The organism is Alteromonas sp. P256, from assembly GCF_036864455.1.
GTDB lineage: Bacteria > Pseudomonadota > Gammaproteobacteria > Enterobacterales > Alteromonadaceae > Alteromonas.
In genome coordinates this window covers 97,818-119,218 of the sequence record NZ_JAZETM010000001.1, presented here as the reverse complement: position 1 = coordinate 119,218, position 21,401 = coordinate 97,818, and the positions used below count along the sequence as shown (strand labels likewise).

General features: G+C 44.2%; 19 protein-coding genes and 2 tRNA genes. 8 read left to right on the top strand and 13 right to left on the bottom strand.

From position 1 onward, the window contains the following. The first annotated feature begins 122 nt into the window (after window positions 1–122). Window positions 123–983 (top strand): flagellar protein MotY, encoded by an 861-nt coding sequence (locus V7R39_RS00525; RefSeq protein WP_334027134.1) that lies wholly within the window; start codon window positions 123–125, stop codon window positions 981–983. Between the two features lie 180 nt (window positions 984–1,163). On the opposite strand, the gene glpQ is transcribed toward V7R39_RS00525, so the two are convergent. Beyond that, window positions 1,164–2,324 carry a glycerophosphodiester phosphodiesterase gene (glpQ, locus tag V7R39_RS00520; RefSeq protein ID WP_334027132.1) on the bottom strand — a complete coding sequence of 387 codons (1,161 nt, stop codon included), beginning with the start codon at window positions 2,322–2,324 and terminating at the stop codon, window positions 1,164–1,166. Window positions 2,325–2,431: 107 nt separating this feature from the next. Next, window positions 2,432–2,815 carry a lactoylglutathione lyase gene (gene gloA / locus V7R39_RS00515; protein ID WP_334027130.1) on the bottom strand — a complete coding sequence of 128 codons (384 nt, stop codon included), beginning with the start codon at window positions 2,813–2,815 and terminating at the stop codon, window positions 2,432–2,434. 604 nt (window positions 2,816–3,419) lie between these two features. Here gloA and cspE point away from each other — a divergent pair. Continuing rightward, window positions 3,420–3,632, top strand: a complete 213-nt coding sequence (cspE, locus tag V7R39_RS00510) for a transcription antiterminator/RNA stability regulator CspE (protein ID WP_032094499.1) — start codon at window positions 3,420–3,422, stop codon at window positions 3,630–3,632. A 552-nt stretch (window positions 3,633–4,184) separates the two neighbouring features. Here cspE and V7R39_RS00505 read toward each other — a convergent pair. The 10 genes from V7R39_RS00505 to V7R39_RS00460 all read right to left on the bottom strand — a co-directional run bounded on the left by V7R39_RS00505 (window position 4,185) and on the right by V7R39_RS00460 (window position 13,095). After that, window positions 4,185–5,591, bottom strand: coding sequence for a M20/M25/M40 family metallo-hydrolase (locus V7R39_RS00505; protein WP_334027127.1), 1,407 nt, complete (start codon window positions 5,589–5,591; stop codon window positions 4,185–4,187). Between the two features lie 177 nt (window positions 5,592–5,768). Beyond that, a complete protein-coding gene (locus V7R39_RS00500; protein WP_334027125.1) occupies window positions 5,769–6,500 on the bottom strand; it encodes an endonuclease III domain-containing protein in 732 nt (243 codons plus the stop codon). A gap of 87 nt (window positions 6,501–6,587) precedes the next feature. Continuing rightward, window positions 6,588–7,280 (bottom strand): electron transport complex subunit E, encoded by a 693-nt coding sequence (locus V7R39_RS00495; RefSeq protein ID WP_163105367.1) that lies wholly within the window; start codon window positions 7,278–7,280, stop codon window positions 6,588–6,590. Further along, window positions 7,277–7,972 (bottom strand): electron transport complex subunit RsxG, encoded by a 696-nt coding sequence (gene rsxG, locus V7R39_RS00490; RefSeq protein ID WP_334027122.1) that lies wholly within the window; start codon window positions 7,970–7,972, stop codon window positions 7,277–7,279. The genes V7R39_RS00495 and rsxG overlap by 4 nt, the downstream gene beginning before the upstream one ends. Next, window positions 7,972–9,075 carry an electron transport complex subunit RsxD gene (rsxD, locus tag V7R39_RS00485; protein ID WP_334027120.1) on the bottom strand — a complete coding sequence of 368 codons (1,104 nt, stop codon included), beginning with the start codon at window positions 9,073–9,075 and terminating at the stop codon, window positions 7,972–7,974. The genes rsxG and rsxD overlap by 1 nt, the downstream gene beginning before the upstream one ends. Beyond that, window positions 9,072–11,492, bottom strand: a complete 2,421-nt coding sequence (gene rsxC / locus V7R39_RS00480) for an electron transport complex subunit RsxC (RefSeq protein WP_334027118.1) — start codon at window positions 11,490–11,492, stop codon at window positions 9,072–9,074. Before rsxC ends, rsxD begins: the two co-directional genes overlap by 4 nt. A 2-nt stretch (window positions 11,493–11,494) precedes the next feature. Continuing rightward, a complete protein-coding gene (gene rsxB, locus V7R39_RS00475) occupies window positions 11,495–12,064 on the bottom strand; it encodes an electron transport complex subunit RsxB (RefSeq protein WP_334027116.1) in 570 nt (189 codons plus the stop codon). Then, window positions 12,064–12,645: an electron transport complex subunit RsxA gene (gene rsxA, locus V7R39_RS00470; RefSeq protein ID WP_334027114.1), complete on the bottom strand. Its 582-nt coding sequence runs from the start codon at window positions 12,643–12,645 to the stop codon at window positions 12,064–12,066. The genes rsxB and rsxA overlap by 1 nt, the downstream gene beginning before the upstream one ends. A gap of 270 nt (window positions 12,646–12,915) precedes the next feature. Further along, window positions 12,916–12,992: transfer RNA gene (locus tag V7R39_RS00465), tRNA-Asn, on the bottom strand. Window positions 12,993–13,018: 26 nt separating this feature from the next. Beyond that, window positions 13,019–13,095, bottom strand: a tRNA-Asn gene (locus V7R39_RS00460). Window positions 13,096–14,444: 1,349 nt separating this feature from the next. Between V7R39_RS00460 and V7R39_RS00455 the strand changes: the two genes are divergently transcribed. The 5 genes from V7R39_RS00455 (at window position 14,445) to V7R39_RS00435 (ending at window position 19,763) form a co-directional block, all read left to right on the top strand. Next, complete coding sequence (locus V7R39_RS00455) at window positions 14,445–15,776, top strand: MATE family efflux transporter (RefSeq protein ID WP_438823496.1); 1,332 nt, start codon at window positions 14,445–14,447, stop codon at window positions 15,774–15,776. Between the two features lie 10 nt (window positions 15,777–15,786). Further along, the gene (uvrB, locus tag V7R39_RS00450) at window positions 15,787–17,802 is read left to right on the top strand and encodes an excinuclease ABC subunit UvrB (protein ID WP_334027112.1); all 2,016 of its coding nucleotides are present in this window, start codon (window positions 15,787–15,789) and stop codon (window positions 17,800–17,802) included. Window positions 17,803–17,980: 178 nt separating this feature from the next. Further along, window positions 17,981–18,907, top strand: a complete 927-nt coding sequence (locus V7R39_RS00445) for a LysR family transcriptional regulator (protein WP_032094509.1) — start codon at window positions 17,981–17,983, stop codon at window positions 18,905–18,907. Window positions 18,908–18,975: 68 nt separating this feature from the next. Next, the gene (locus V7R39_RS00440) at window positions 18,976–19,377 is read left to right on the top strand and encodes a hypothetical protein (protein ID WP_334027108.1); all 402 of its coding nucleotides are present in this window, start codon (window positions 18,976–18,978) and stop codon (window positions 19,375–19,377) included. Beyond that, a complete protein-coding gene (locus tag V7R39_RS00435) occupies window positions 19,377–19,763 on the top strand; it encodes a hypothetical protein (RefSeq protein ID WP_334027107.1) in 387 nt (128 codons plus the stop codon). The genes V7R39_RS00440 and V7R39_RS00435 overlap by 1 nt, the downstream gene beginning before the upstream one ends. Before the next feature lie 111 nt (window positions 19,764–19,874). Here the strand turns inward: V7R39_RS00435 and queC are convergent, their stop codons facing one another. After that, the gene (gene queC, locus V7R39_RS00430) at window positions 19,875–20,531 is read right to left on the bottom strand and encodes a 7-cyano-7-deazaguanine synthase QueC (RefSeq protein ID WP_334027105.1); all 657 of its coding nucleotides are present in this window, start codon (window positions 20,529–20,531) and stop codon (window positions 19,875–19,877) included. Window positions 20,532–20,649: 118 nt separating this feature from the next. Between queC and queE the strand changes: the two genes are divergently transcribed. Further along, window positions 20,650–21,297 carry a 7-carboxy-7-deazaguanine synthase QueE gene (queE, locus tag V7R39_RS00425; protein WP_334028102.1) on the top strand — a complete coding sequence of 216 codons (648 nt, stop codon included), beginning with the start codon at window positions 20,650–20,652 and terminating at the stop codon, window positions 21,295–21,297. Window positions 21,298–21,401 lie beyond the last annotated feature (104 nt).

The following is a 21,401-nucleotide window of genomic DNA, read 5'->3' as shown; positions in this document are numbered from 1 at the left end:
TTAAAAGCGCGTTGCTGCGTTGTTAAATTTTAATTTTCTGGGTTTTCGTTATGCTATCGATATCTAAAATAGTGTGGAATTTTAAAAGAAGAGTTTCGTTTACGGGGTTCTCTTACATTTGCATGCTAGTCGTCACCGCGGCCGTTGTGATGAGCTCGACAGCAGCGCATGCGGCCATGCGCCAATACTCAGCAACAGTGGAAACGTCTAACTGGCAAGTCGATACAGAATCGCGTTTGCAGTGTACGTTAAATCATGAGCTGCCTGGATACGGTGATGCCATGTTTACGAGCGTGGCGTCTAAACAGCTGAATATGGAATTCGAGCTTGATATGCATTTGCTGCCCAATCGTTTTGATGTTGCTGCGGTGTACTCTGTGCCTCCAAAGTGGATGCCGGGTGTCGCACCAAAAACAATTGCGGACATGACAATGAGAAAGCAGTACAACGGCGACTTGCCGCAAGATGCGGCATGGACCATGCTTTCAGAGCTCGAAAAAGGGTTCTGGCCCACTATCTATTACCAAGATTGGTATAATAAGTACGACAAAGTGAGTGTGGCGCTGAACGCAAGTAATTTTGCCGGCGTTTACAGACAATTCGTTCAGTGTGTTTCTAACCTGCTTCCTTATACCTTCGATGATATAGCTTACACAGTATTATCTTATCAAAATGCCAGTACAGAGTTGACTAAGTACTCGCAAAAGCGACTGACAATGATAGGCGAGTATCTGAAAGAAGATGGTGAGTTAGAGCTCGTGCTGCTAGACGGTTATACAGATAGCTATGGCGGTCGTTGGAACAACGAGCAGCTTTCTATTAGAAGGGCGAATGAGGTTAAAAGTTACCTTACCGCTATTGGCGTGCCTGACGATCGTATTAAGCTAACCGGCCATGGTGAAAAGCGTTTTATCGCGCCTAATGATACAAGAGAGTCGCGAGCGCAAAATCGACGAGTTGTAGTACGACTTTCTAAGTCATAGCCGCCGTTGACTAATGTGGGCGGCTTTTATTGATAAGCTCTAATTAATAGTGCTTCCAGACAGTCTTTCCTGACAGAGCTCCCTAACAGAGCGTCCTGACAGAGCCCCCACAGTATCATTGCCTGATTGGCTAGCTACGATGTATTTGCTGTGAGCTAGCCGTTAGAAGTTACAAGTGCGTTATTGAGCGCCATCAACGTTTGAACGCCTTTGTTCACGCCATGCAAGTACAGGAGGGACGTGGTCGGTAAATATGCCGTCTACCTTAACTATGTTGCGCAACGCGTCTAGTAAGTGCGGACCTGTTATTCCAGGTGGCAGTGCATCTTGACGATAGGTGTAAGGGTGAATGGTTAAATTATTATTGTGTGCATGTGTTACCCAGTTTGCAGCTTCAATTTTTTTACTCTTTGCGTCGTCTTGATTGAAAAGCTGAGGTACCCAAGGCCCAATACCATTTGCGTATTTAGCGACTTCTGCCATTCCCTCTGCACTTCTTATCCACGTGTAATCAGTACTGCTTTCTTTCCAATCATTTTCGCCAATTAACATAACAACTTTGCCTTTGTAGCCTAACTCACTGCGAATTCTTTTCACTTCATTAAAGTCAAAGCATTGCAAGTAGCTGTTGTTTTGTGCACTGTCTAAATTAAATGCTTGAAGCGCGTCTATAACAATGCGGCTTGCGTCTACTCCTTCAGCTAAGTGAAAAGCAGGTGATTTCACTTCTGGGTATACCCCTATGTTTTTGCCAAGCTGACGGTTGAGTTCGCTTATTAAATCGAAGTGCTCATAAAGGGTTGCAATCGTAAAGCGGGAAGTAGTGGCGGCAAAGCGGGTAGGAAACACTCTGTTCTGTTTATTATCTTCTCGTTCGTGCACGTTTAGCCTGCGTAACTCTGCCAATGTAAAATCCCGCGCATAAAATCTACCGTCTTCCCGCGCTCTTTGAGGAAAGACAGTCTCTACGTTAGTGACTGTTTCTAAATGTATATCGTGAAGCACAATGGGAATGTCATCTTTGGTGATCACAACATCCTGTTCAATAAAATCTGCGTTAAGTGCAAAAGCAAGCGTCGCTGCTTCAAGGGTATGCTCGGGCAAATAGCCAGAGGCGCCCCGATGAGCGATGACAGTAAATTCAAAGGCTTGGCTTTTACCGGATTTTTCTGTGCCTTCCTCATTGCTTTTTACCCTGCTGCTTACCTTGCTGTTTATCTTTTCTGGGCTTTGCCCAGCTGATGGGCCTTGTGCTTTTGATACTTCAGCAAAAGGCAAAGACATTAAGCAGAAAAATAAAAACAACGAAATCCCGTAGCGATTGTTCATCAATAGACTCAAAAGAATTCTCCAAAAGAATTGTATATTCGGGGTGCTTTATTTATCAGTTACACAGTCATAAATAGCGCTTTCAAAAAAAGCGGTAACTGTAATTGGATTGAATAAGACTAGCGACCTTCTATTAATTCAATGGCATAGCCATCGGGATCGCGGACAAAGGCAATAACGGTATTGCCGCCTTTTACTGGCCCAGGTTTGCGGTAAACGTCAGCGCCATTTTGCTCAAGGTTTTCGCAAAATGCATAAATATCGTCTACGCCAATAGCGATGTGGCCGTAAGCGTTGCCTTTATCGTAGGTATTTTCTCCCCAGTTATAGGTGAGCTCTAATACGGTAGAATCTTCCTCATCGCCGTAACCCACAAATGCGAGTGTGTACTCATAGTCTTTATTGTCAGATTGACGCAACAGGCGCATACCCATTAGTTCTGTGTAAAAGTGAAGTGATGCGTCTAGGTCTTCAACGCGAAGCATAGTGTGAAGCATTCTCATAGTCGTTCCTTTTATTTATTTTCTATTGATAACTTATTGATACGTCATCGAAACACTTTTGATTAAGGGTAATAGGTAATTGTTAATACTTGAAGACACAGTGTAAATTGCTGGGTTTTAATCGATGGGTTTAAATCGAACGGTCTATATTTGGGCATGCCCTAATAATCCGATAAGAAAATGAGTGGTTTATTGACGGCAGGCCTTTATTCATACCCTAATTTTCTCTCAATTTTCGAAAATAAGAGTGTTTTAAACGTAAATCACAGATTTTTTCAAACGAGGTGAAATTAAAGTCAAATAAAAATCACATGAAAAAGTACAATAAAAGCGATGTAAAACAGTCACTTGCTATTTTATTTGGCTTTTTTTGGGGTGAGGTTAGAAAATCAATGGTGAAAAGGTTAGACATGCCCATGCTTTGCATGTATCTTACGCGGGCTTTAGATATGTTTTACGCTTTACCTAATACTGCTTTGTACCACTCTTTTATTCCTTCAATTGAAGTTTTATATAGATATACATCTGCTTTACTAGCTCGTTTATGTCTATCGCTATCGGTGATTTCACCACTCAAACATCAATTTTTTAAAAGGTATATATTATGTCTAATTCTGTAAACGGTACAGTAAAATGGTTTAACGAAGAAAAAGGTTTTGGTTTCCTAACTCAAGACGGCGGCGGTAAAGACGTATTCGTACATTTCCGTTCAATCGCTTCTGACGGTTTCAAAACTCTTTCTGAAGGCCAAGCGGTAAGCTTCGAAGTAGAACAAGGTCAAAAAGGCCCACAAGCAGCTAACGTTGTTGTTCGATAAGCTAAAAGACGCTTAGAGTCTTTGAAGTGATTAGGCTCTCTTATGAGAGCCTAATATAAAGTTTTTGAAATTTCTTACTACCAATTGCTGACCACAAAAGGAATACTAAAAACAACAATATAATAATGATAAAAGAAGTAATTAATTTGCACATCCAATCTTTAAAAAATTCCCCAGTACAAACTCCAATTTCCAATATTTCAGTCTATAAAAACAGCATTGCTTTTACCGAAGTAAACAGCAAACGTCATATTGAATTCAGTTCTAAGAAAGAAACTAGAGCCTACCTTAATTGGTTATTGAACTTTTCATAACGCTTTCAGTGTTGATTAAATTCGTATTTGATTAGCAAGCCTAGCTCGAGAAAAGTGCTTAATACACACTCATAAGCCAAACTTCCAAAAAGCCCGCGTTAGAAGCCCGTGTTAGAAGCCCGTGTTAGAAGCGCGTAGTTAAAAGTTCGAAGGAATAAACGCATAAGAGAAACCGCAAAGAGAAACCACGGAATACAACAGCCAACGTCCGTGTTAACTGTTATCTCGTGTCTTGATGCTATTTTGCGCCTTTCAAGTCTACGTCTGTATCTGCCAAGAGATAGATACTAGCTGCATACGCTGCAATGTTTTGCGCGAGCTCGTGAGGATTGATTTTATCCAGCGTGTCATCAGGTGTATGGTGTAAGTCAAAGTAATCACGACCATTCTGATTCAGTCTGATAGTGGGCACGCCCTTCGCTGCTAGTGGAATAATATCTGGGCCTCCGCCTGCAATATCAGAGCCGCCTCGAATAATGCCTAATGGTGACAGTATCTTCGCGATATCGTCCACGAGTTGCGTTGCGTCTGAATTAACATTTGATACTAATTGCCACACTGTTTGCGCGCCAAAATCTGACTCAGTGGCCACAACGTGATTTGCTAAATTTGCCTCGTGCTGTTTTGCATAGGCAAAAGCACCTAATAGGCCTACTTCTTCAGCGCCAAACATAACAACGCGTATCGTGCGTTTAGGTCGCTTTGGAAGTTTAGCGATTAGCGCTGCTGCTGCGGTAGTTATTGCGATTCCTGCACCATCATCAACCGCACCTGTTCCCAAATCCCAGCTGTCTAGATGCCCGCCAATGAGTACAATCTCTTCTGGCTTTTCACTACCAACGATATCAAGGATAACATTGCCGCTGCTCACTTCACCTTTCCATTTGGATTCACTGTGAAGCGACATGGAAAGTGGTTTGTTGGCTTGATGGAGGCGGCGAAGATGGTCGGCATCTGGATTAGAAATCGCGATAACGGGTATATTTGCCCATTCGTCGCCGTTTTTACTCATCATGCCCGTATGGGGAAAGCGGTGGGAATCTGAGCCAACAGAACGCACAACAAGCGCACTTGCTCCGCCACGCTGGGCATGTTGCCATCCAATGCGTCGACGCTGATTAGCTTGTCCGTAGCCCGCACCAGTTTGGCTTTTAACCATAGCGTCGCCATCAACAAAGGCAATTTTTCCCTTTAGTTCTGTGTCTTTGATATCTGTTAAGGCGTGAATGTCGCGAAAATAGACGACATCGGCATTAATTTCACTCTCGCTTGGGGCAGCTCCGCCAAGGGCTGTGCCATAAAGCGGCTGTTTATAAGGAGAGGTGAGCGTAATATGTAAGTGACCACGATCCCAAAAAGGCATTGTGAACTCTTCTATAGATACCCTATCAAAACCTAACTCTTTTCCAAGCTCGGCCCCCCAGTTCCTTGCACGAGCTTCAGCCTCTGAACCACCTAATCGCGGACCCACTTCTGTTGTCAGTGATGTGACTATGTCATAGCCCATATCACTTTCAAGAGCGGTTTGTATGAGTTGTTCTGCGGTTTCTTTTTGTGAATCGGTAATGGGGGAGGGAGCAGCTAGTAAGGATGTGCTAAACACCCCCACTAATGCACTCAGTGTTACTGCTTTAAGTTGTAGCATGACATCTCCAAGTTCTTGTTTGTCAATTTTGTGTTTTTATTTTCGTTATCAGGGCGTGTTCATCTTTGCTGTACATTTTTGCAGCCTTACTCAATCATAGCGACTGTAAGGTGAATGTCGATATTGCATGCTGCAAGAACGTGAATTTAGAGGACAGTTGGCTCCGGTTTTTACGATTTACGATTTTCGCTTAACGGCCTTTGCTTTTTTCTTAGTCGCTACTGTTTTCTTCTTTTCCTGCTCTTTAATAACTTCATTGATGAAACTTTTTCGTCCAAACTCTCTTGTTATTAGGCATCGGTCTAACGAAAAGCCCCTTGCTGGACAATACTCGCGGCCGTAAAAAATTATTTGTAGATGTAAGTCGTTCCATCTCTCTCTTGGGAATAGGCGTTTTGCGTCACGCTCTGTTTGCTCAACACTTTTGCCATTTGATAAACCCCAGCGATACATTAAGCGATGAATGTGTGTGTCTACCGGAAAGGCAGGAACGCCGAATGCTTGAGACATGACGACGGATGCGGTTTTGTGACCCACAGCAGGCATAGCTTCAAGGGCCGTAAAATCTTGAGGAACCTTGCCATCATGAAGCTTTATAATCATGTCAGAGAGATGCCAAATACCTTTTGACTTCATTGGCGACAGGCCGCAGGGTCTTATAATATTTTGAATTTCTTCAATGCTCATTTTGACCATGTCGAATGGGTTATCTGCTTTGGCAAAAAGCTTCGGTGTTATCTGATTAACACGTTCATCGGTACATTGCGCAGAAAGCAATACTGCGACTAAAAGAGTGTATGGGTCGGTATGATCAAGGGGAACGGGAATTTCAGGGTAAAGGTCGTCGAGAATATCCATGATGGCCTGGACTTTTTCGTGTTTCGACAATGTTTTTACAGCGTCACCCATAAATGTGCTCTCTTAATAATAATTATAGTTAACTTGAACCCTGCTTAAGGACCGGACCGCTGATGGCAAGGAACGGTCCGCTGATGGCTATGTTTCTGCGGTAATTCTCACCCGTTCAGCTTTCGCTTTCGGTGTTGTCTCTTTTTCAGCGATTTTCGCGTCTATCATGTTTTTGACTGCGATTAATAAGCCCATGGCTAAAAACGCGCCGGGTGGCAAAATGGCCAGTAAAAAAGGGCTGTCTGTTTCAAACAGTGTGATTGTCCAGTTTTGTGCGACCTCACCGAATAGCCTATCGGCACCGGTAAACAAGGTACCCGCACCTAAAATTTCCCTGAGACCGCCTAAAATTACGAGAACTGCGGTGAATCCAAGTCCCATCATTACGCCGTCGTAGGCCGAAGCGAGAGGTTGATTCTTGGAAGCAAATGCTTCTGCGCGGCCAATAATGGCGCAGTTAGTAACAATGAGAGGAATGAATATTCCCAGTGCCAAATACAGATCGTAGGTGTAGGCGTTCATTAGTAGCTGAACAATCGTGACGAATGAGGCGATGATCATAACAAATACGGGAATACGGATTTCGTTACGCACAATATTACGCACAAGCGACACAGTAACGTTGCTGCCGATAAGAACAAGCATGGTCGCCAAACCTAGCCCTAACCCGTTTATAAAGGTAGAGGTGACTGCAAGTAATGGACATAGCCCGAGAAGCTGGACTAAAGCCGGGTTATTCTTCCATAGTCCTTGAAGCGATAAATCGCGAAAATCTGTCATGATGGCTGCTCCTGACTGTCGGCGTTTATATCACTACCTATTTGGCATTGATTGGGGGCGTCAAATAAGCGAGTCTGATTATCTTCCACGTAAATCAGTGCATTTTTAACGGCATTAACCACCGCTCGTGGGGTAATTGTTGCCCCTGTAAATTGATCGAACTCACCACCGTCTTTTTTTACCTGCCACGGCGCTAGGTTTTCACTAGAAAAGTCTTTTCCTGCGAATGTTTTTATCCAGTCGCTAACGGCAAGCTCTACCTTATCACCAAGCCCTGGCGTCTCTTTATGCTCAACAACACGAACGCCCAGTACATTGAGTTTAACATCAACGCCAATAACCATGTCGATGTTGCCGCTATATCCATCAGGTGCAGTGGCTTGAACAACAAGCCCACTGGGTTGACCGTCTAGGCGCGCTCGATATACTGCATGATTGCCCGGTCCCAGGGCCGAAGAATCAATAACAGTACAGTCGGCGTAGAGCGGGTTAGTGTGCAGTGAACTTGGCACCACTTCGTTAAGTACACTCAAAAGCTTGCGTCTTTTTTGCTCTTCAATAGTGTCTTTTGTACCAAAGAAAGTAATGGCAATAAGTGCGGTAGTCACGATCGCGAAGGCACCTAGCATCACGCCGTTTTTAATTAGGCTATCTTTTATCGGGTTATTTTTAAAAAAGCTGCCTTTTGACATTACTTAGCCCCCCGTTTGCTACTCACATTTTTGCCATAAACGCGTGGGCGTGTGTAGTAGTCAATTAAGGGCACTGCCATGTTCATGATAATAACTGCAAACGCTACGGCGTCGGGATAACCACCAAATACACGGATAATAACGACCCAAAATCCAATAGCAGCACCAAAAATGATACGGCCCTTTGGGGTGGTGGATGCCGACACGGGGTCGGTGGCAATAAAAAATGCACCGACGATGACAGCGCCGTTCAGTAAATGAAATAGAGGTGAAGCGTACAGGTCGCCGTTAACTAGGTGCAGTGCCGCTGCGCAAACAAACACACTGATTACCATGCTGCCAGGAATATGCCAGCTAATTACGCGGGTTTTCACTAAGGCCAGACCGCCAAGTAGGTAAGCGAGACTAACCCAGCCCCAACCAGCACCTGCTGCATCAAATAGGCTACCGTCAAATGTGGGTTTCGCTAATGACTCTGAGTATGTGAGCCCCTGCGTTAAATCAGTTTTTAATGTATCTAGAGGCGTGGCCATAGTGACGCCGTCAACCATAGATGCGCCCCCGGCTACCGTTCTAAGTTGAGTAACATCATAGCCGCTGGTGGTAAACCCGGTAAAAATAAGTGATGCCGAGTCGAGAAAGTTAGGCGTAATGGCGGCATGCGTTGCAGCAGGAAGCCACAAACTCATCGCTGCGGGGAACGAGATAAGTAGCACCACGTAAGCTATCATAGCGGGATTGAATATATTAAAACCAAGCCCACCGTAAACTTGTTTTGCAACGGCAATGGCAAAAAACACGCCTATAATAGTCATCCACCAAGGTAGGGTAGGCGGAATACTGATAGCGATAAGCAGGCCCGTTAGCACCGCACTATAGTCAGTCAGCGTTCTCTCAATGGGGCGCTTTCGCAAATACAATATCACGCCTTCAAATATGAGCGCGCTAGCCACTGCGATGATAGCTTGAATAAGCATACCCCAGCCAAAAAACCACGACTGCGCTATCATGCCAGGGATCATGGCATAAATGACTATGCGCATGACTTGGCCCGTATCTCGTTTTACGCGCTGATGTGGTGAGCTTGATAAACTTAATTTCATTTCAACTCTTTCTCTTTATCGATAGCTGCTTTTTTGGCTTTGGCTTTTGCCACCGCAGCTGCAATTCGCGCTTTTTTCGCATCTGCGGCACTTTTAACATCTCCACCACTGTTAGAATTTGCGGTACTGTTCTTTTGTGGATGGTGATTTTGTGAACCGTGCTCTTGCGATGCACTCTCTTCCTTATTACTCGATGGGCTGATGCTTTCGTTTTTTGACACCTCAGCGGCCTCTCTACTGTCGCTCTTGCTGATATGGCGTTCGTCACCGCTGGCTTTGCTTATTGCGCCGCTATTAATGCTCTGCTTTGCACTGGCTTTTTTGGCTTTTGCTTTAGCCACCGCAGCTGCAATACGTGCTTTCTTCTCATCAGCTTCACTTAAAGGCGTATCATTTACCCCGGTGTCACCCGTGGTGCTCGCAAGTTCCGCTTTTTCAGCGGGTTCAGCTTTAGAAAGCTCAGATTTAGAAGACTCAGATGTAGAATGCTTGGCTTCAGAAGGCTTAGCTTCGAAAGACGAGGGCTCATCGCTGGATGGCGCAGATGCCTGTTGAGCTGCTTTTTTGGCTTTAGCTCTGGCTATGGCAGCAGCAACCTTCGCTTTTTTATCATCAACGTCTGCTGTGCCCGAAGATGACACCTCGGATGCGTCTGCCACCCGAGCTTCCTTCTTTGCTTTTGCTCTGGCAATAGCGGCGGCGACTTGCGCTTTTTTATCGCTAACTGAGCCGTCGCCTGAGCCGCTGCTTGAATCCACTGCTGATTCCGGGGCGCTTTCTTGCGTCTTAGCATCAGATTGACTTTGATTACTGACATTGCTTTGCAGCGCTGCTTTTTTAGCTTTAGCTCGGGCAAGTGCCGCCGCCACTTTGTCTTTGGTGTCACTCGCCGGTTGTGCTGGCGCGTCAGTGTTTGCCGATTTAGCTTGATTAGCTGCTAGTCGCGCCTCTTTTGCTCTGCGATGCTTTTCTTCTCTTTCGCGTTTTTCACGCTCTAGGCGCTCATTTCTGGCTTCAAATCGCTGCTTAGCTTTTTCAGCTTTGTTCTTTTCATCCCGCTGTGTACGAATATCAGCTTTAGCCTGTCTGTAGTAATGCACCAGTGGTATTTCACTAGGGCATACATACGCACACGCACCACATTCTATGCAGTCGAATAAGTCGTATTCTTCGGCTTTGTCATACTCTTTGGCTTTCGCATGCCAAAACATTTGCTGCGGCAGTAGAGACGCCGGACAAGCATCAGCACAGGCGCTGCATCTAATACAAGGACGCTCAGCATTGTCGTCTACCAATTCTTTTTTGCTGGGTACTAGCAGGCAGTTTGTTGTTTTTATAATAGGAATGGTGGCATCTGATAACGTGAACCCCATCATAGGGCCGCCCATTACCACTTTAGGTGCTTTTTGTTTTTTAGGATTGTACTGAGCCTGTTCAAGTAAATGAGCAACAGGTGTACCAATAAGTGCTTTGAAATTGCCTGGCTGTTTAACGGCTTCTCCCGTCACCGTCACCACTCGCTCTAAAAGAGGCTTTCCTTGCAAAATGGCATCGGCTACTGCGTAGCAAGTACCGACGTTAAACATGACCACGCCGATATCAACAGGTAAGCCGTCGCGGGGAACCTCTCTGCCAGTGAGCACTTGAATAAGCTGCTTTTCGCCGCCGGCAGGGTACTTTGTTTCCACACTAACAACTCGGTAAGCCTCTTTGTCTTGGCAGGCAATGTTTAATGCCTGAAGCGCTTCCGGTTTGTTGTCTTCTATCGCGACAATAATGGCCTTAGGGTTAATAAGGTGCGCTAATATGTCGAGCCCTTGCCTAATCTGCCAGGCATGCTCTCTCATCAGTCGGTCATCTGATGTGATATAGGGCTCACATTCAATGCCATTTAGCACCAAAAACTCTACAGGCTTCGATGTTGATGTTTTTATATGTGTTGGAAACCCTGCGCCGCCCATTCCAGAAATACCTGCTTGGCAGATATGGTTAATTAATTCGTTTTTATTAACCTCAGTGTAATTGGGAATAGGACTTAAATCGCACCATGTATCATTTCCATCAGGTTTCAATGTGATACAAATCTCCGTTAGCCCACTCGGGTGGGCAACAACATGTGGTGCGATTGCGATAATTTCGCCAGATGTCGGCGCGTGCACCGGCACCGCAAACGGCGTTGCGCTTTGCGATAGTATTTGTCCTTTTTGCACCTTATCACCCACTTCAACGCAGCATGTGCCATCAGAGCCAATATGCTGACGCATAGGAATAATAAGATGCGCTGGTAAAGGGGGCACTTGTATCGACGTTGTATTGGATAGCGACTTTTTGTCGTCGGGGTGCACGCCACCTGGAAATGAGTACAACTTGTTACTGTTCAGCGTTTCAATAATGGAATCAAAGCTTGGAGATAACACGATTAAGACACCACTTTTATTGGAATGTCACCTTTCGGTGATGAAGAAAAATCCCAGTTCCAGGTGGACGTTGTTTGAACCAATGGAACCATATCAATGCAGTCTACAGGGCAGGGATCAACACATAAGTCGCAACCGGTACATTCATCGGTAATAACAGTATGCATATGCTTTGCAGCCCCTAAAATAGCGTCTACTGGACAGGCCTGAATACACTTTGTACATCCAATACATTCGTCTTCGCGAATAAACGCTACTTTTTTTGTATCTTCTTCACCGTGAGCAGCATCAAGGGGTTTAGCTTCAACACCCATTAAATCCGCAAGCTTCTTGATTGTTGATTCACCACCGGGAGGACATTTATTAATATCATCTCCGTTAGCGATGGCTTCAGCGTAAGGCTTACATCCTGGGTAGCCGCATTGCCCACATTGAGTTTGAGGCAGAATTTCGTCAATTTGCTCTACTAGTGGGTCGCCTTCAACATGAAAACGAATACTGGCGTAGCCAAGAATAAGGCCAAAGATAACGGCAAGAACACCGATGGTAATAACAGCAAATGAAATAGACATTACACTTTCACCAATCCGCTGAACCCCATAAAGGCGAGGGACATTAAACCTGCCGTAATCATTGCAATGGAGGCTCCTTTGAAAGAAACGGGCACATCTGCAGCCGCAAGGCGCTCTCGCATCGCCGCGAATAAAATAAGTACTAATGAAAAGCCAAGCGCTGCGCCGAACCCATAAATAAGGCTCTGCATAAAGTTGTGCTGTTCAGTTAGGTTGAGTAATGCCACGCCAAGCACTGCACAGTTAGTAGTAATTAGAGGGAGAAAAATACCCAAAAGCCTGTAAAGCGTAGGACTCGTTTTGTGTACTACCATTTCAGTAAATTGAACAACCACGGCAATAACTAAAATAAAGGCAAGGGTGCGAAGATAACTTAGCCCAAGGGGAGCCAACAAATAGGTTTCAACGAGATAGCTTGAAGCAGACGCTAATGTGAGCACGAATGTGGTTGCCATAGACATGCCCATAGCCGTTTCCAGCTTGTTTGAAACGCCCATAAACGGACACAAGCCTAAGAACTTCACCAATACGAAGTTGTTTACTAATACTGTGCCAATCAATAGCAGTAAAAAATCAGTCATGAAAAACCCAAATGAAAAACCAAAAGAAACGCTCTAGAAGGCGAGGGGCCCTTTGGTAAATTTTTATGCGCGCTCTAATCGCAAATAAATAAGACAAAATAACGGCACTATTATCGCTTTTTACAGCCGTTTTAACAACTTGATTGAATTAGGGTAATTTAATGAATTTGAAACAAATAATGAAAATATGGCAGAGATAAACAAGAAGTGTAGAAAAGGAGTGTATAAAGAGTGTATTGATGATTTGGATACTACTTGGAGCCAATCAAGTGGCTCCCCCTCCCCGACTCGAACGGGGGACCTGCGGATTAACAGTCCGTCGCTCTAACCAACTGAGCTAAGGGGGAATTGACACTTAATTTGCTGCTGAAGTTGGCTCCCCCTCCCCGACTCGAACGGGGGACCTGCGGATTAACAGTCCGTCGCTCTAACCAACTGAGCTAAGGGGGACCTGTGCTTCAACGGAGGCGAATATTAAAGAGGTACTTAGTTGCTGTCAACAATATATCTAAAATATTTGTACTGACTGCACAAAAAATAACTTTTTAACGTCTTGATGCTTAATTTGTCACCAATGGGTTAAAATTAATGATTAATTAGTGAACGGAAGCCTCCATATCGCCTTTATTACATTTTTGCGGTCGCTTGGACGACACGCTTAAAATATTTTGTTTTTTATATCTCGTTACTTGAAATAACTATAACAAAATAGAATAAAAAAAAGCTTTGATACTGATATTATATACAGCGTTTAATAAAACTGTAACCTGAACGTAAGGATTAAAAGGTTAGTCACTACTTACCTTTTATTTTGCATTTAGGTCATGAAATCCCGCCAACTATGGTCTTGCGTTAGTTATCCACTAAATCTGTGGATAACTATGTTGATAGATTGATTTGGTGCTAAACCAATGCACGATCCTTATCCTTTTGATCTCTATTTTTAATTGCATGTATCTTATAAAAAATTAGCAAAAACAATAACCTGAATCTATATTTGTGATCTTAATATAAGATCGAAATAGATCTCGTGGACAAAATTTAGCTTGTGTGTTAATTCAACGACTGACTAAATGCTATGCAGCTAAATTTATGTTTTATCAAAGGTTGTTACATTTTAATAACAATATTTACGTGTTGCTAAACCTTCGAATTTTGAGAGTAAAGCGCTAAGAAGCCTGTTTTACTGACGCACAAGGTAAAAGTGTGCTGTCGGCATCAATAGCTGATACAAAATAGACGACTAAAAATAGGGTGTTTTACTAACAAAGATTAATTTTGGTGGCTAAATATACATTTCGACCAATTCGTCCCCAAATATGATTCGAGTTACAGAAATAACGCTATTTTTTAATTTTTGATACCAGCGAAGTTAGCGTTCTAAAAATTGTTAAAATGTGGCTCAGCATCAAGAGAAATACAGTATTAAGTTAAGCCTAGTATCAAGTCAATCGATAGAGTCGTCTCCTCTTTCACTTAAAAAATTGCAGCAGACGTTTTCAACCCATAGTTCATCGTGTTGACGTAGCGTAACGACGTGGACTCTTTTACACTAGAATAGTGGCGATGCGTTTACCGAAATCGGTAGTGCTCTTGCGACAGTGAACGCGAAAACTGCTCGCGCATAAGAGCATTGTCATTATACGCAAAACACCGTCATCGCATTGTGCGATTTATACACGTAAAATTATCAGAGAGCGCTTAAACATCATGAATCAGGAGCATAAGTGATAAATAATCAGCCACCCTCAAAAGCGTCTAATCTTTTAGAGGGAAATATAGCATCCACGTTAAAGCGTATGACCATCCCCATGATTTTGGGCATGATAATGATGATGAGCTTCGGCTTAATTGATACGTTTTTCGTTAGCTTGCTAGGCACTGAGCAATTAGCAGCGATAAGTTTTACATTCCCAGTGACGTTTACGGTGATCAGTTTAACTATCGGCCTGGGTATTGGTACTTCTGCAATAATTGGCCGGCTGCAAGGCAGTAAAGAAATTGAGAGGTCGAAACTTTACGCTACCGGCTCTTTAATGTTGTCAGCGATGTTGGTTGGCGTATTAGCCACCATGGGTTTCTTTTCTATAACGCCTGTATTTTCTCTATTAAACGCGTCTGAACGACTCATGCCTTATATCTCTGACTATATGGGGCTATGGTACGTGTCGAGCGTATTTCTTGCACTACCCATGGTTGGAAATAGTGTATTGCGCGCCTGCGGTGATACCAAAACACCGAGCATAGTGATGGCCTCTGTTGGCGGCTTAAACGCTCTGTTAGATCCTTTATTTATTTTTGGCCTTGGTCCAATTCCCGCGATGGGAATACAAGGTGCGGCACTTGCCACATTTATAGCTTGGCTCGTGGGGGCGTGTTGGATTATTTATATATTGGCAGTGCGCCGCAAATTAATGCTGCCTCGTTTGCTGACGCTGAGTGAACTTCGAAGTAGCAGTAGAGACATTCTGAAAATTGGTTTACCCGCTGCAGGTGCCAATATGCTCACGCCAGTTGCTGGGGGCGTAATGACTGCAATAGTAGCAGGTTACGGCGCAGAAGCGGTTGCCGCTTGGGGAGTGGGAAATCGAATGGAGTCTATAGCCTGTATCGTTGTACTTGCGCTATCAATGACATTGCCTCCTTTTATTAGCCAAAACGTAGGCGCACTTCAAATTAAGCGAGTAAAACGCGCCTATTCCATTACCCTGAAGTTCGTATTGATATGGCAGTTTATTGTCTTTCTGGCTATGTGGGGGTTATCAGGGTGGATAGCGCAAGCTTTTGCTCATGAGGCTGAAGTAGGCAGTTTAATACAGCTGTTTTTAATGATTGTACCCCTAGGTTATGGCATGCAGGGAGTTATTGTTCTGACTAACTCATCGTTAAATGCCATGCATCGTCCGATGACCGCACTTGTTCTCAGTGTCATCCGCTTGTTCGTTTTTTTCGTACCCATTAGCGTTTTAGGAAGTTATTTATACGGTCTACAGGGATTATTCGTCGGTAATGTGATTGCTAATGTGGCAATGGCAGGCGTATCACTCTTAGTATTTAAAAGAGTCGTAGCGCAGGCCGTAACTAAAGAGCATGCTAATTTAGTTGACGCCAACCCAGTTAGCTCAAAATAAAGGTGTAGTAATGAGTAGAGGTTTCGAACTTCATTCGAAATATAAACCCGACGGTGACCAGCCCGCTGCGATTGAGGCGCTAGTCGACGGATTGGAAAGTGGTTTAGCAGGTCAAACACTGCTGGGTGTAACGGGCTCTGGTAAAACCTTCACCATGGCCAATGTGATTCAAGAAGTACAGCGTCCTACGCTTATCCTTGCTCACAACAAAACATTGGCAGCTCAGCTTTATGGGGAAATGAAGGATTTTTTCCCCAACAATGCCGTTGAGTATTTCGTGTCTTATTACGATTATTATCAACCCGAAGCCTATGTGCCGAGCACCGATACATTTATTGAAAAAGATGCGTCGATAAACGACCACATAGAGCAAATGCGTTTGTCTGCGACTAAAGCGCTCATGGAGCGGCGAGACGTTGTCATTATTGCAAGTGTTTCCGCCATATATGGCCTAGGCGACCCCGAATCCTATATGAAGATGCTGCTGCATCTTCGTCAGGGTGACACCATGGATCAGCGTGACATACTGCGCCGACTTGCTGAACTTCAATACAAACGAAATGATTTGGCGTTTGAGCGAGGCACGTTTCGCGTTCGCGGTGATGTTATTGATATTTTTCCTGCTGACTCTGAAAAGCAAGCTGTTCGCGTAGAGCTATTTGACGATGAGATAGATAAGATAAGCTTATTTGACCCATTAACGGGGGCGGTGGACAAATCAGTTGTGCGGGCCACGGTTTTCCCTAAGACCCACTATGTAACGCCAAGAGAAAAAATTCTTAATGCGATTGAGCACATCAAAGTTGAATTGGGCGAGCGCAAAACGCAGCTGCAAGAAGCGAACAAACTGATTGAAGAGCAGAGAATTTCTCAACGTACCCAATTTGATATCGAAATGATGATGGAGCTAGGGTATTGCTCAGGTATCGAGAACTATTCTCGCTACCTCTCTGGTCGTGCACCAGGTGAGCCACCTCCAACCTTACTCGATTACTTTCCTGCCGATGGACTGATGTTTATCGACGAGTCTCACGTGACCGTCTCTCAGGTTGGTGCCATGTACCGTGGTGATCGCTCTCGCAAAGAAACTTTAGTGGAGTTTGGCTTCAGGTTGCCGTCGGCCCTTGATAACCGACCGCTGAAATTTGAAGAATTTGAGCAAATTTGTCCTCAGACTATTTATGTTTCTGCCACACCCGGCGATTACGAGCTGAAAAAAACAGAAGGTGACATTGTAGAACAGGTGGTGCGACCGACAGGACTACTTGATCCAATTATTGAAGTTCGCCCAGTGGCTACACAGGTGGATGACGTGTTGTCCGAAATTCACAAGCGTGTTGCGCTAGATGAACGGGTGCTTATTACCACGCTAACAAAACGCATGGCTGAAGATTTGAGTGAGTATTTAAATGAGCACGGCGTAAAAGTGCGATATCTCCATTCTGATATCGATACGGTAGAGCGGATTGAAATTATTCGCGACTTACGCCTAGGCAAATTTGATGTATTGGTGGGAATAAACCTTTTAAGAGAAGGGTTAGACATGCCAGAGGTGTCATTGGTTGCCATTTTAGATGCTGACAAAGAAGGCTTCTTACGTGCAGAGCGCTCGTTAATTCAAACCATTGGTCGCGCCGCCCGCCATTTAAATGGTCGCGCTATTTTGTATGGAGACAAAATAACGAAGTCTATGCGCAAAGCAATAGATGAGACGGATAGGCGTCGCGAGAAGCAGCTTGCGCACAATAAAGCCAACAACATCACGCCAATGCGCTTGAATAAGCCAATTACGGATATTATGGACTTAGGTGAAGGCGCACATCCTGCGTCTGGTAAGGTGCGACTGCGTAAGGTAGAAGAGAAAAATAAACAGAAAAAAGCGGCGAATGCGACGGATCTTATGGATCAAATTGCAGAGCTTGAAAAACAGATGTTCGAATACGCTAGAGAGTTGGAGTTTGAAAAAGCGGCTTCGCTTCGCGATGATGTAGAGGCATTAAGAAAGCAAGTAGTCGCTTTGTCTTGATCACGGTGTAGGCCGCGTGTTTTTTCAGTATAAAGCTGAATAACACGCGGTATCCCAGCAAGTCGTTAAAATGTTCAATATTGCGACGAAAAGACTCAATTTGTCGTTGTAATACCCTGTGTTGTTTCATATAGTTAGCGCAAGAGTATCAATAACTATACCTAAAACAGGTGCTACTATGCTAAATCGTCTCCAAGAATCGGATATAAAGTTACTACGCGTTTTTTATGCAGTAGCAAGTTGTAATGGATTTACGGCGGCTGAACCAGTTCTACGGATGCAGCGGCCCAATATAAGTGCGGCAATCAAAAAGTTAGAAGAACGGTTAGATCTTGTGCTTTGCCACCGAGGACGAGGCGGTTTTCAAATGACCAAAGAAGGCGAGGTTGTTTTTCAAGAAACCAAGCGCATTTTTAATGCATTCGATAACTTTGTCTTTAACCTTAAATCGTTACATGACGATTATTCAGGACACATTACCCTTGTATTAATGGCTGGCTTACCACTTTCCATGCATCTAGCAGTGAGTAAAGCGGTTAAAAGCACCATGAAAAAGTTTGATGATATTCACGTAAATATCCAAACTCGTCTTTACAACGAAGTAGAGCATGTGGCGCTATCAGGTGAGTGTCATTTGGTAGTGTCTACCTACGACATGGTGAAACCTGAATCAGTGACTTTCCACCCGGTAGGCTTGAATGTTGAAGGCCGGTTGTATTGTTCTCCTACCCATGTGCTAGCGAAATATCGAGATACTGAGCTTCCTGATAATGTGAATATTGAAGATTATCCCGCTATCGGAATTTCTGGTCTGTCATCAGCAAACTACATTGAAGACGAGTCTAGGCTAGCCATTCAAACATTCTCAGATTCCTTTGACGCCTCAATGTCGGCGATAATGACAGGCGAGTACGTAGGCCTTTTACCGGATTATATGGCGAAAGAGCAGGGCGCTGCGCTAGGGCTCGTGCCTATCGCCAATGGCAGCCTGTTTAACTTCAGTCATGAACTGTTTGTGATGAACGGTAAAAATACCCGATTGAACCCTGTGTTGCGTCACTGCATCAAAGAACTAAGCTACTTTATTGCTGAAAGCCAAAAGTAATCACATTCTTTCGTCCTACAGTAGTGCTTGGATTTGCGTGCTAATAATGACTAAATCGGAGCCGAGCAGTGCAAGCCATTAAGAAAGTGGGTCTTTTTTACAGTGTAAAACTGCTTTCTTTCTTTTTGGGTTTGTATGGCTGCTTTGTTCTTCATCAGTTATTGGAAGTGCCTATTGTGGTAAGTGCAGTCTCAATAGGGCTTATAGGCAGCTTTCTTCCCACTACCACTCAATTTCAACATCATCCACAGGCCGCCATGTATGCAGGCGCGTTTGCGGGCATGTGCTCGTCTGATATTATTAGCTCCCCTTACGAACTTGTTGTTATTAGCCTCATTGGGGCGGCAATTTACACATCGCTAAAAAATCATTTTATTGGCGTTGGGGGAAAGCTAGGGGCAATCGCCTTTGTGTCTGTCGCAAGTGTCATTCTTTGTACAATGGTTATTGGTAAGTGGGTGTCTGGATAGTGTTAGTTTTGTTCTTTGCTATTTTAGGGGGGATTATTACGTATAAGCTGTCTGTTTTACCTTGGATGAATACTATTCGAGCGAGCAGTGCCTGTACGTTGATATGTTATTTACTGGTGGCTTATACAGCAGGCACAGAGACGGCCAATACGTATACCAGCATTTTTTTTGGCGGAAGCTTTGTTGGAATGACATCATCACATCGCCTATCAAGTCAAGGCGTCGTGGCGGCGGCGTGTCTATTTGGTGTTATTAGCTCGCTGTTGCTACCCTTTCTTGAGGGCGTTGGCGGAGCGTTAGGGGTTTGCGCTTTCATTTCAGTGTCAGCAGTACATCTGACGAAAATGGCAGCGACACGCTTATCCATTAATATCAGAAAGCCTTGAAAAACAAAGCAAGGGGGCGACTTCTTTCAGCGAGAAGCGCCCAACTAAAAGCATCCAACTAGAAGCGCTTAGGCCTCTAGTTGAACGCTAAATGAAAAAATTAACCTGTTGCTATTCATACTCTAGCGGGTCGGTGGCGTTATTGTCTCTAAAGGCTTCTAGTCGCTCTTCGCAAGCACCGCATTTGCCGCAGGCTTTTTCTCGGCCGTTGTAACATGTCCATGTCTTACCGTAATCAAGCCCCATATTTAACCCATCAGTTAAAATAGCCGTTTTACTTTCATCAATGTAGGGGGTAACAATTTTTACAGGCGTGTAGTTTGCAATACCGCACACATCATTCATTCGATGCACAAACTCTGGTCTGCAGTCAGGGTAAATTGCATGGTCTCCAGCGTGAGCACCGTAATACACTTCTTTTGCTTCCAGGCTTACTGCGTAACCTACTGCAAGAGAAAGCAAAATCATGTTGCGGTTAGGAACTACGGTCTGTTTCATGCTTGGCTCTTCGTAGTGACCCTCAGGAACCTCAATATCAGAAGTCAGTGCAGAGCCTCCTACTAGAGAATTAATTGCACTTATATCAACAATTTTATGAGGTACGCCTATTGAATCACACACACTCGCGGCATAATCGAGCTCTTTCTTATGGCGCTGACCATAATTAAAACTAAGTGCATGTACATTCTTTCCTTCACGCAGTGCTTTATGCAGCACAGTGAAAGAATCCATACCCCCAGAGTAAATAACAACAACGTTTTCTGACATAGATTTTCACGAATTAAGAAATAATGTCAGAATTTTATGTGATCCTTGGTAAAATCCCAACATACAATCGTTAAAGGACGTCAATTTGTCTGTATTAAGCACATTAAACATCAATGAGATGTTCGAAACTATTCAAGGAGAGGGGGCACACACTGGGATCCCCTCTATTTTTGTTCGTCTTCAAGGTTGCCCTGTGGGTTGTCCGTGGTGCGATACAAAACACACCTGGGAAATTAAAGAAGAGCTTATCGTTGCCCCGCGGCAGGTAATCGATCAGGCCGAGGAGTCTGAGACCTATTTTGTGGCAGACGATGAGTCTTTGCTTTCGCTGTTCAAACAAGAAGGGTACGTAGCGACTCACGTTGTTATAACTGGCGGTGAACCCTGCATGTACGATCTGCGGGGGCTGACAACCATGCTGCACAATAACGGCTTTACCACGCAAATCGAAACTAGCGGTACTTTCGAGGTACTCTGCGATGACCGAACTTATGTGACAGTGTCGCCAAAAATCAACATGCGTGGTGGCTTTGAGGTGCTGACAAGCGCATTAGAGCGCGCTAACGAAATAAAGCATCCTATTGCGATGCAAAAACATATTGATGAACTCGATGCGCTGCTTGCAAATGTTTCTTTAGAGGGCAAGCAGGTATGTTTGCAGCCCATTAGTCAGCAGGCAAGAGCAACGCAGCTCGCTGTTGAGACTTGTATTGCAAGAAACTGGCGGCTATCTTTACAAACACATAAATACATTGGTATTGAGTAGAAGGGTATTGAGTAGAAGGGTATTGAGTAAATGGGTATTGAGTAAATGGGTATTGGTTGCCTTGAGAATGATTAGAGACTGCAAAAAACAAGTAGGGAGTTTAG

Coding starts and splice junctions, on each gene's coding strand:
- V7R39_RS00525 (WP_334027134.1), top strand. CDS start 123: ATGCTAGTCGTCACCGCGGCCGTTGTGATGAGCTCGACAGCAGCGCAT.
- gloA (WP_334027130.1), bottom strand. CDS start 2,815: ATGAGAATGCTTCACACTATGCTTCGCGTTGAAGACCTAGACGCATCA.
- cspE (WP_032094499.1), top strand. CDS start 3,420: ATGTCTAATTCTGTAAACGGTACAGTAAAATGGTTTAACGAAGAAAAA.
- V7R39_RS00505 (WP_334027127.1), bottom strand. CDS start 5,591: ATGCTACAACTTAAAGCAGTAACACTGAGTGCATTAGTGGGGGTGTTT.
- V7R39_RS00500 (WP_334027125.1), bottom strand. CDS start 6,500: ATGGGTGACGCTGTAAAAACATTGTCGAAACACGAAAAAGTCCAGGCC.
- V7R39_RS00495 (WP_163105367.1), bottom strand. CDS start 7,280: ATGACAGATTTTCGCGATTTATCGCTTCAAGGACTATGGAAGAATAAC.
- rsxG (WP_334027122.1), bottom strand. CDS start 7,972: ATGTCAAAAGGCAGCTTTTTTAAAAATAACCCGATAAAAGATAGCCTA.
- rsxD (WP_334027120.1), bottom strand. CDS start 9,075: ATGAAATTAAGTTTATCAAGCTCACCACATCAGCGCGTAAAACGAGAT.
- rsxB (WP_334027116.1), bottom strand. CDS start 12,064: ATGTCTATTTCATTTGCTGTTATTACCATCGGTGTTCTTGCCGTTATC.
- rsxA (WP_334027114.1), bottom strand. CDS start 12,645: ATGACTGATTTTTTACTGCTATTGATTGGCACAGTATTAGTAAACAAC.
- V7R39_RS00455 (WP_438823496.1), top strand. CDS start 14,445: ATGACCATCCCCATGATTTTGGGCATGATAATGATGATGAGCTTCGGC.
- uvrB (WP_334027112.1), top strand. CDS start 15,787: ATGAGTAGAGGTTTCGAACTTCATTCGAAATATAAACCCGACGGTGAC.
- V7R39_RS00445 (WP_032094509.1), top strand. CDS start 17,981: ATGCTAAATCGTCTCCAAGAATCGGATATAAAGTTACTACGCGTTTTT.
- queC (WP_334027105.1), bottom strand. CDS start 20,531: ATGTCAGAAAACGTTGTTGTTATTTACTCTGGGGGTATGGATTCTTTC.
- queE (WP_334028102.1), top strand. CDS start 20,650: ATGTTCGAAACTATTCAAGGAGAGGGGGCACACACTGGGATCCCCTCT.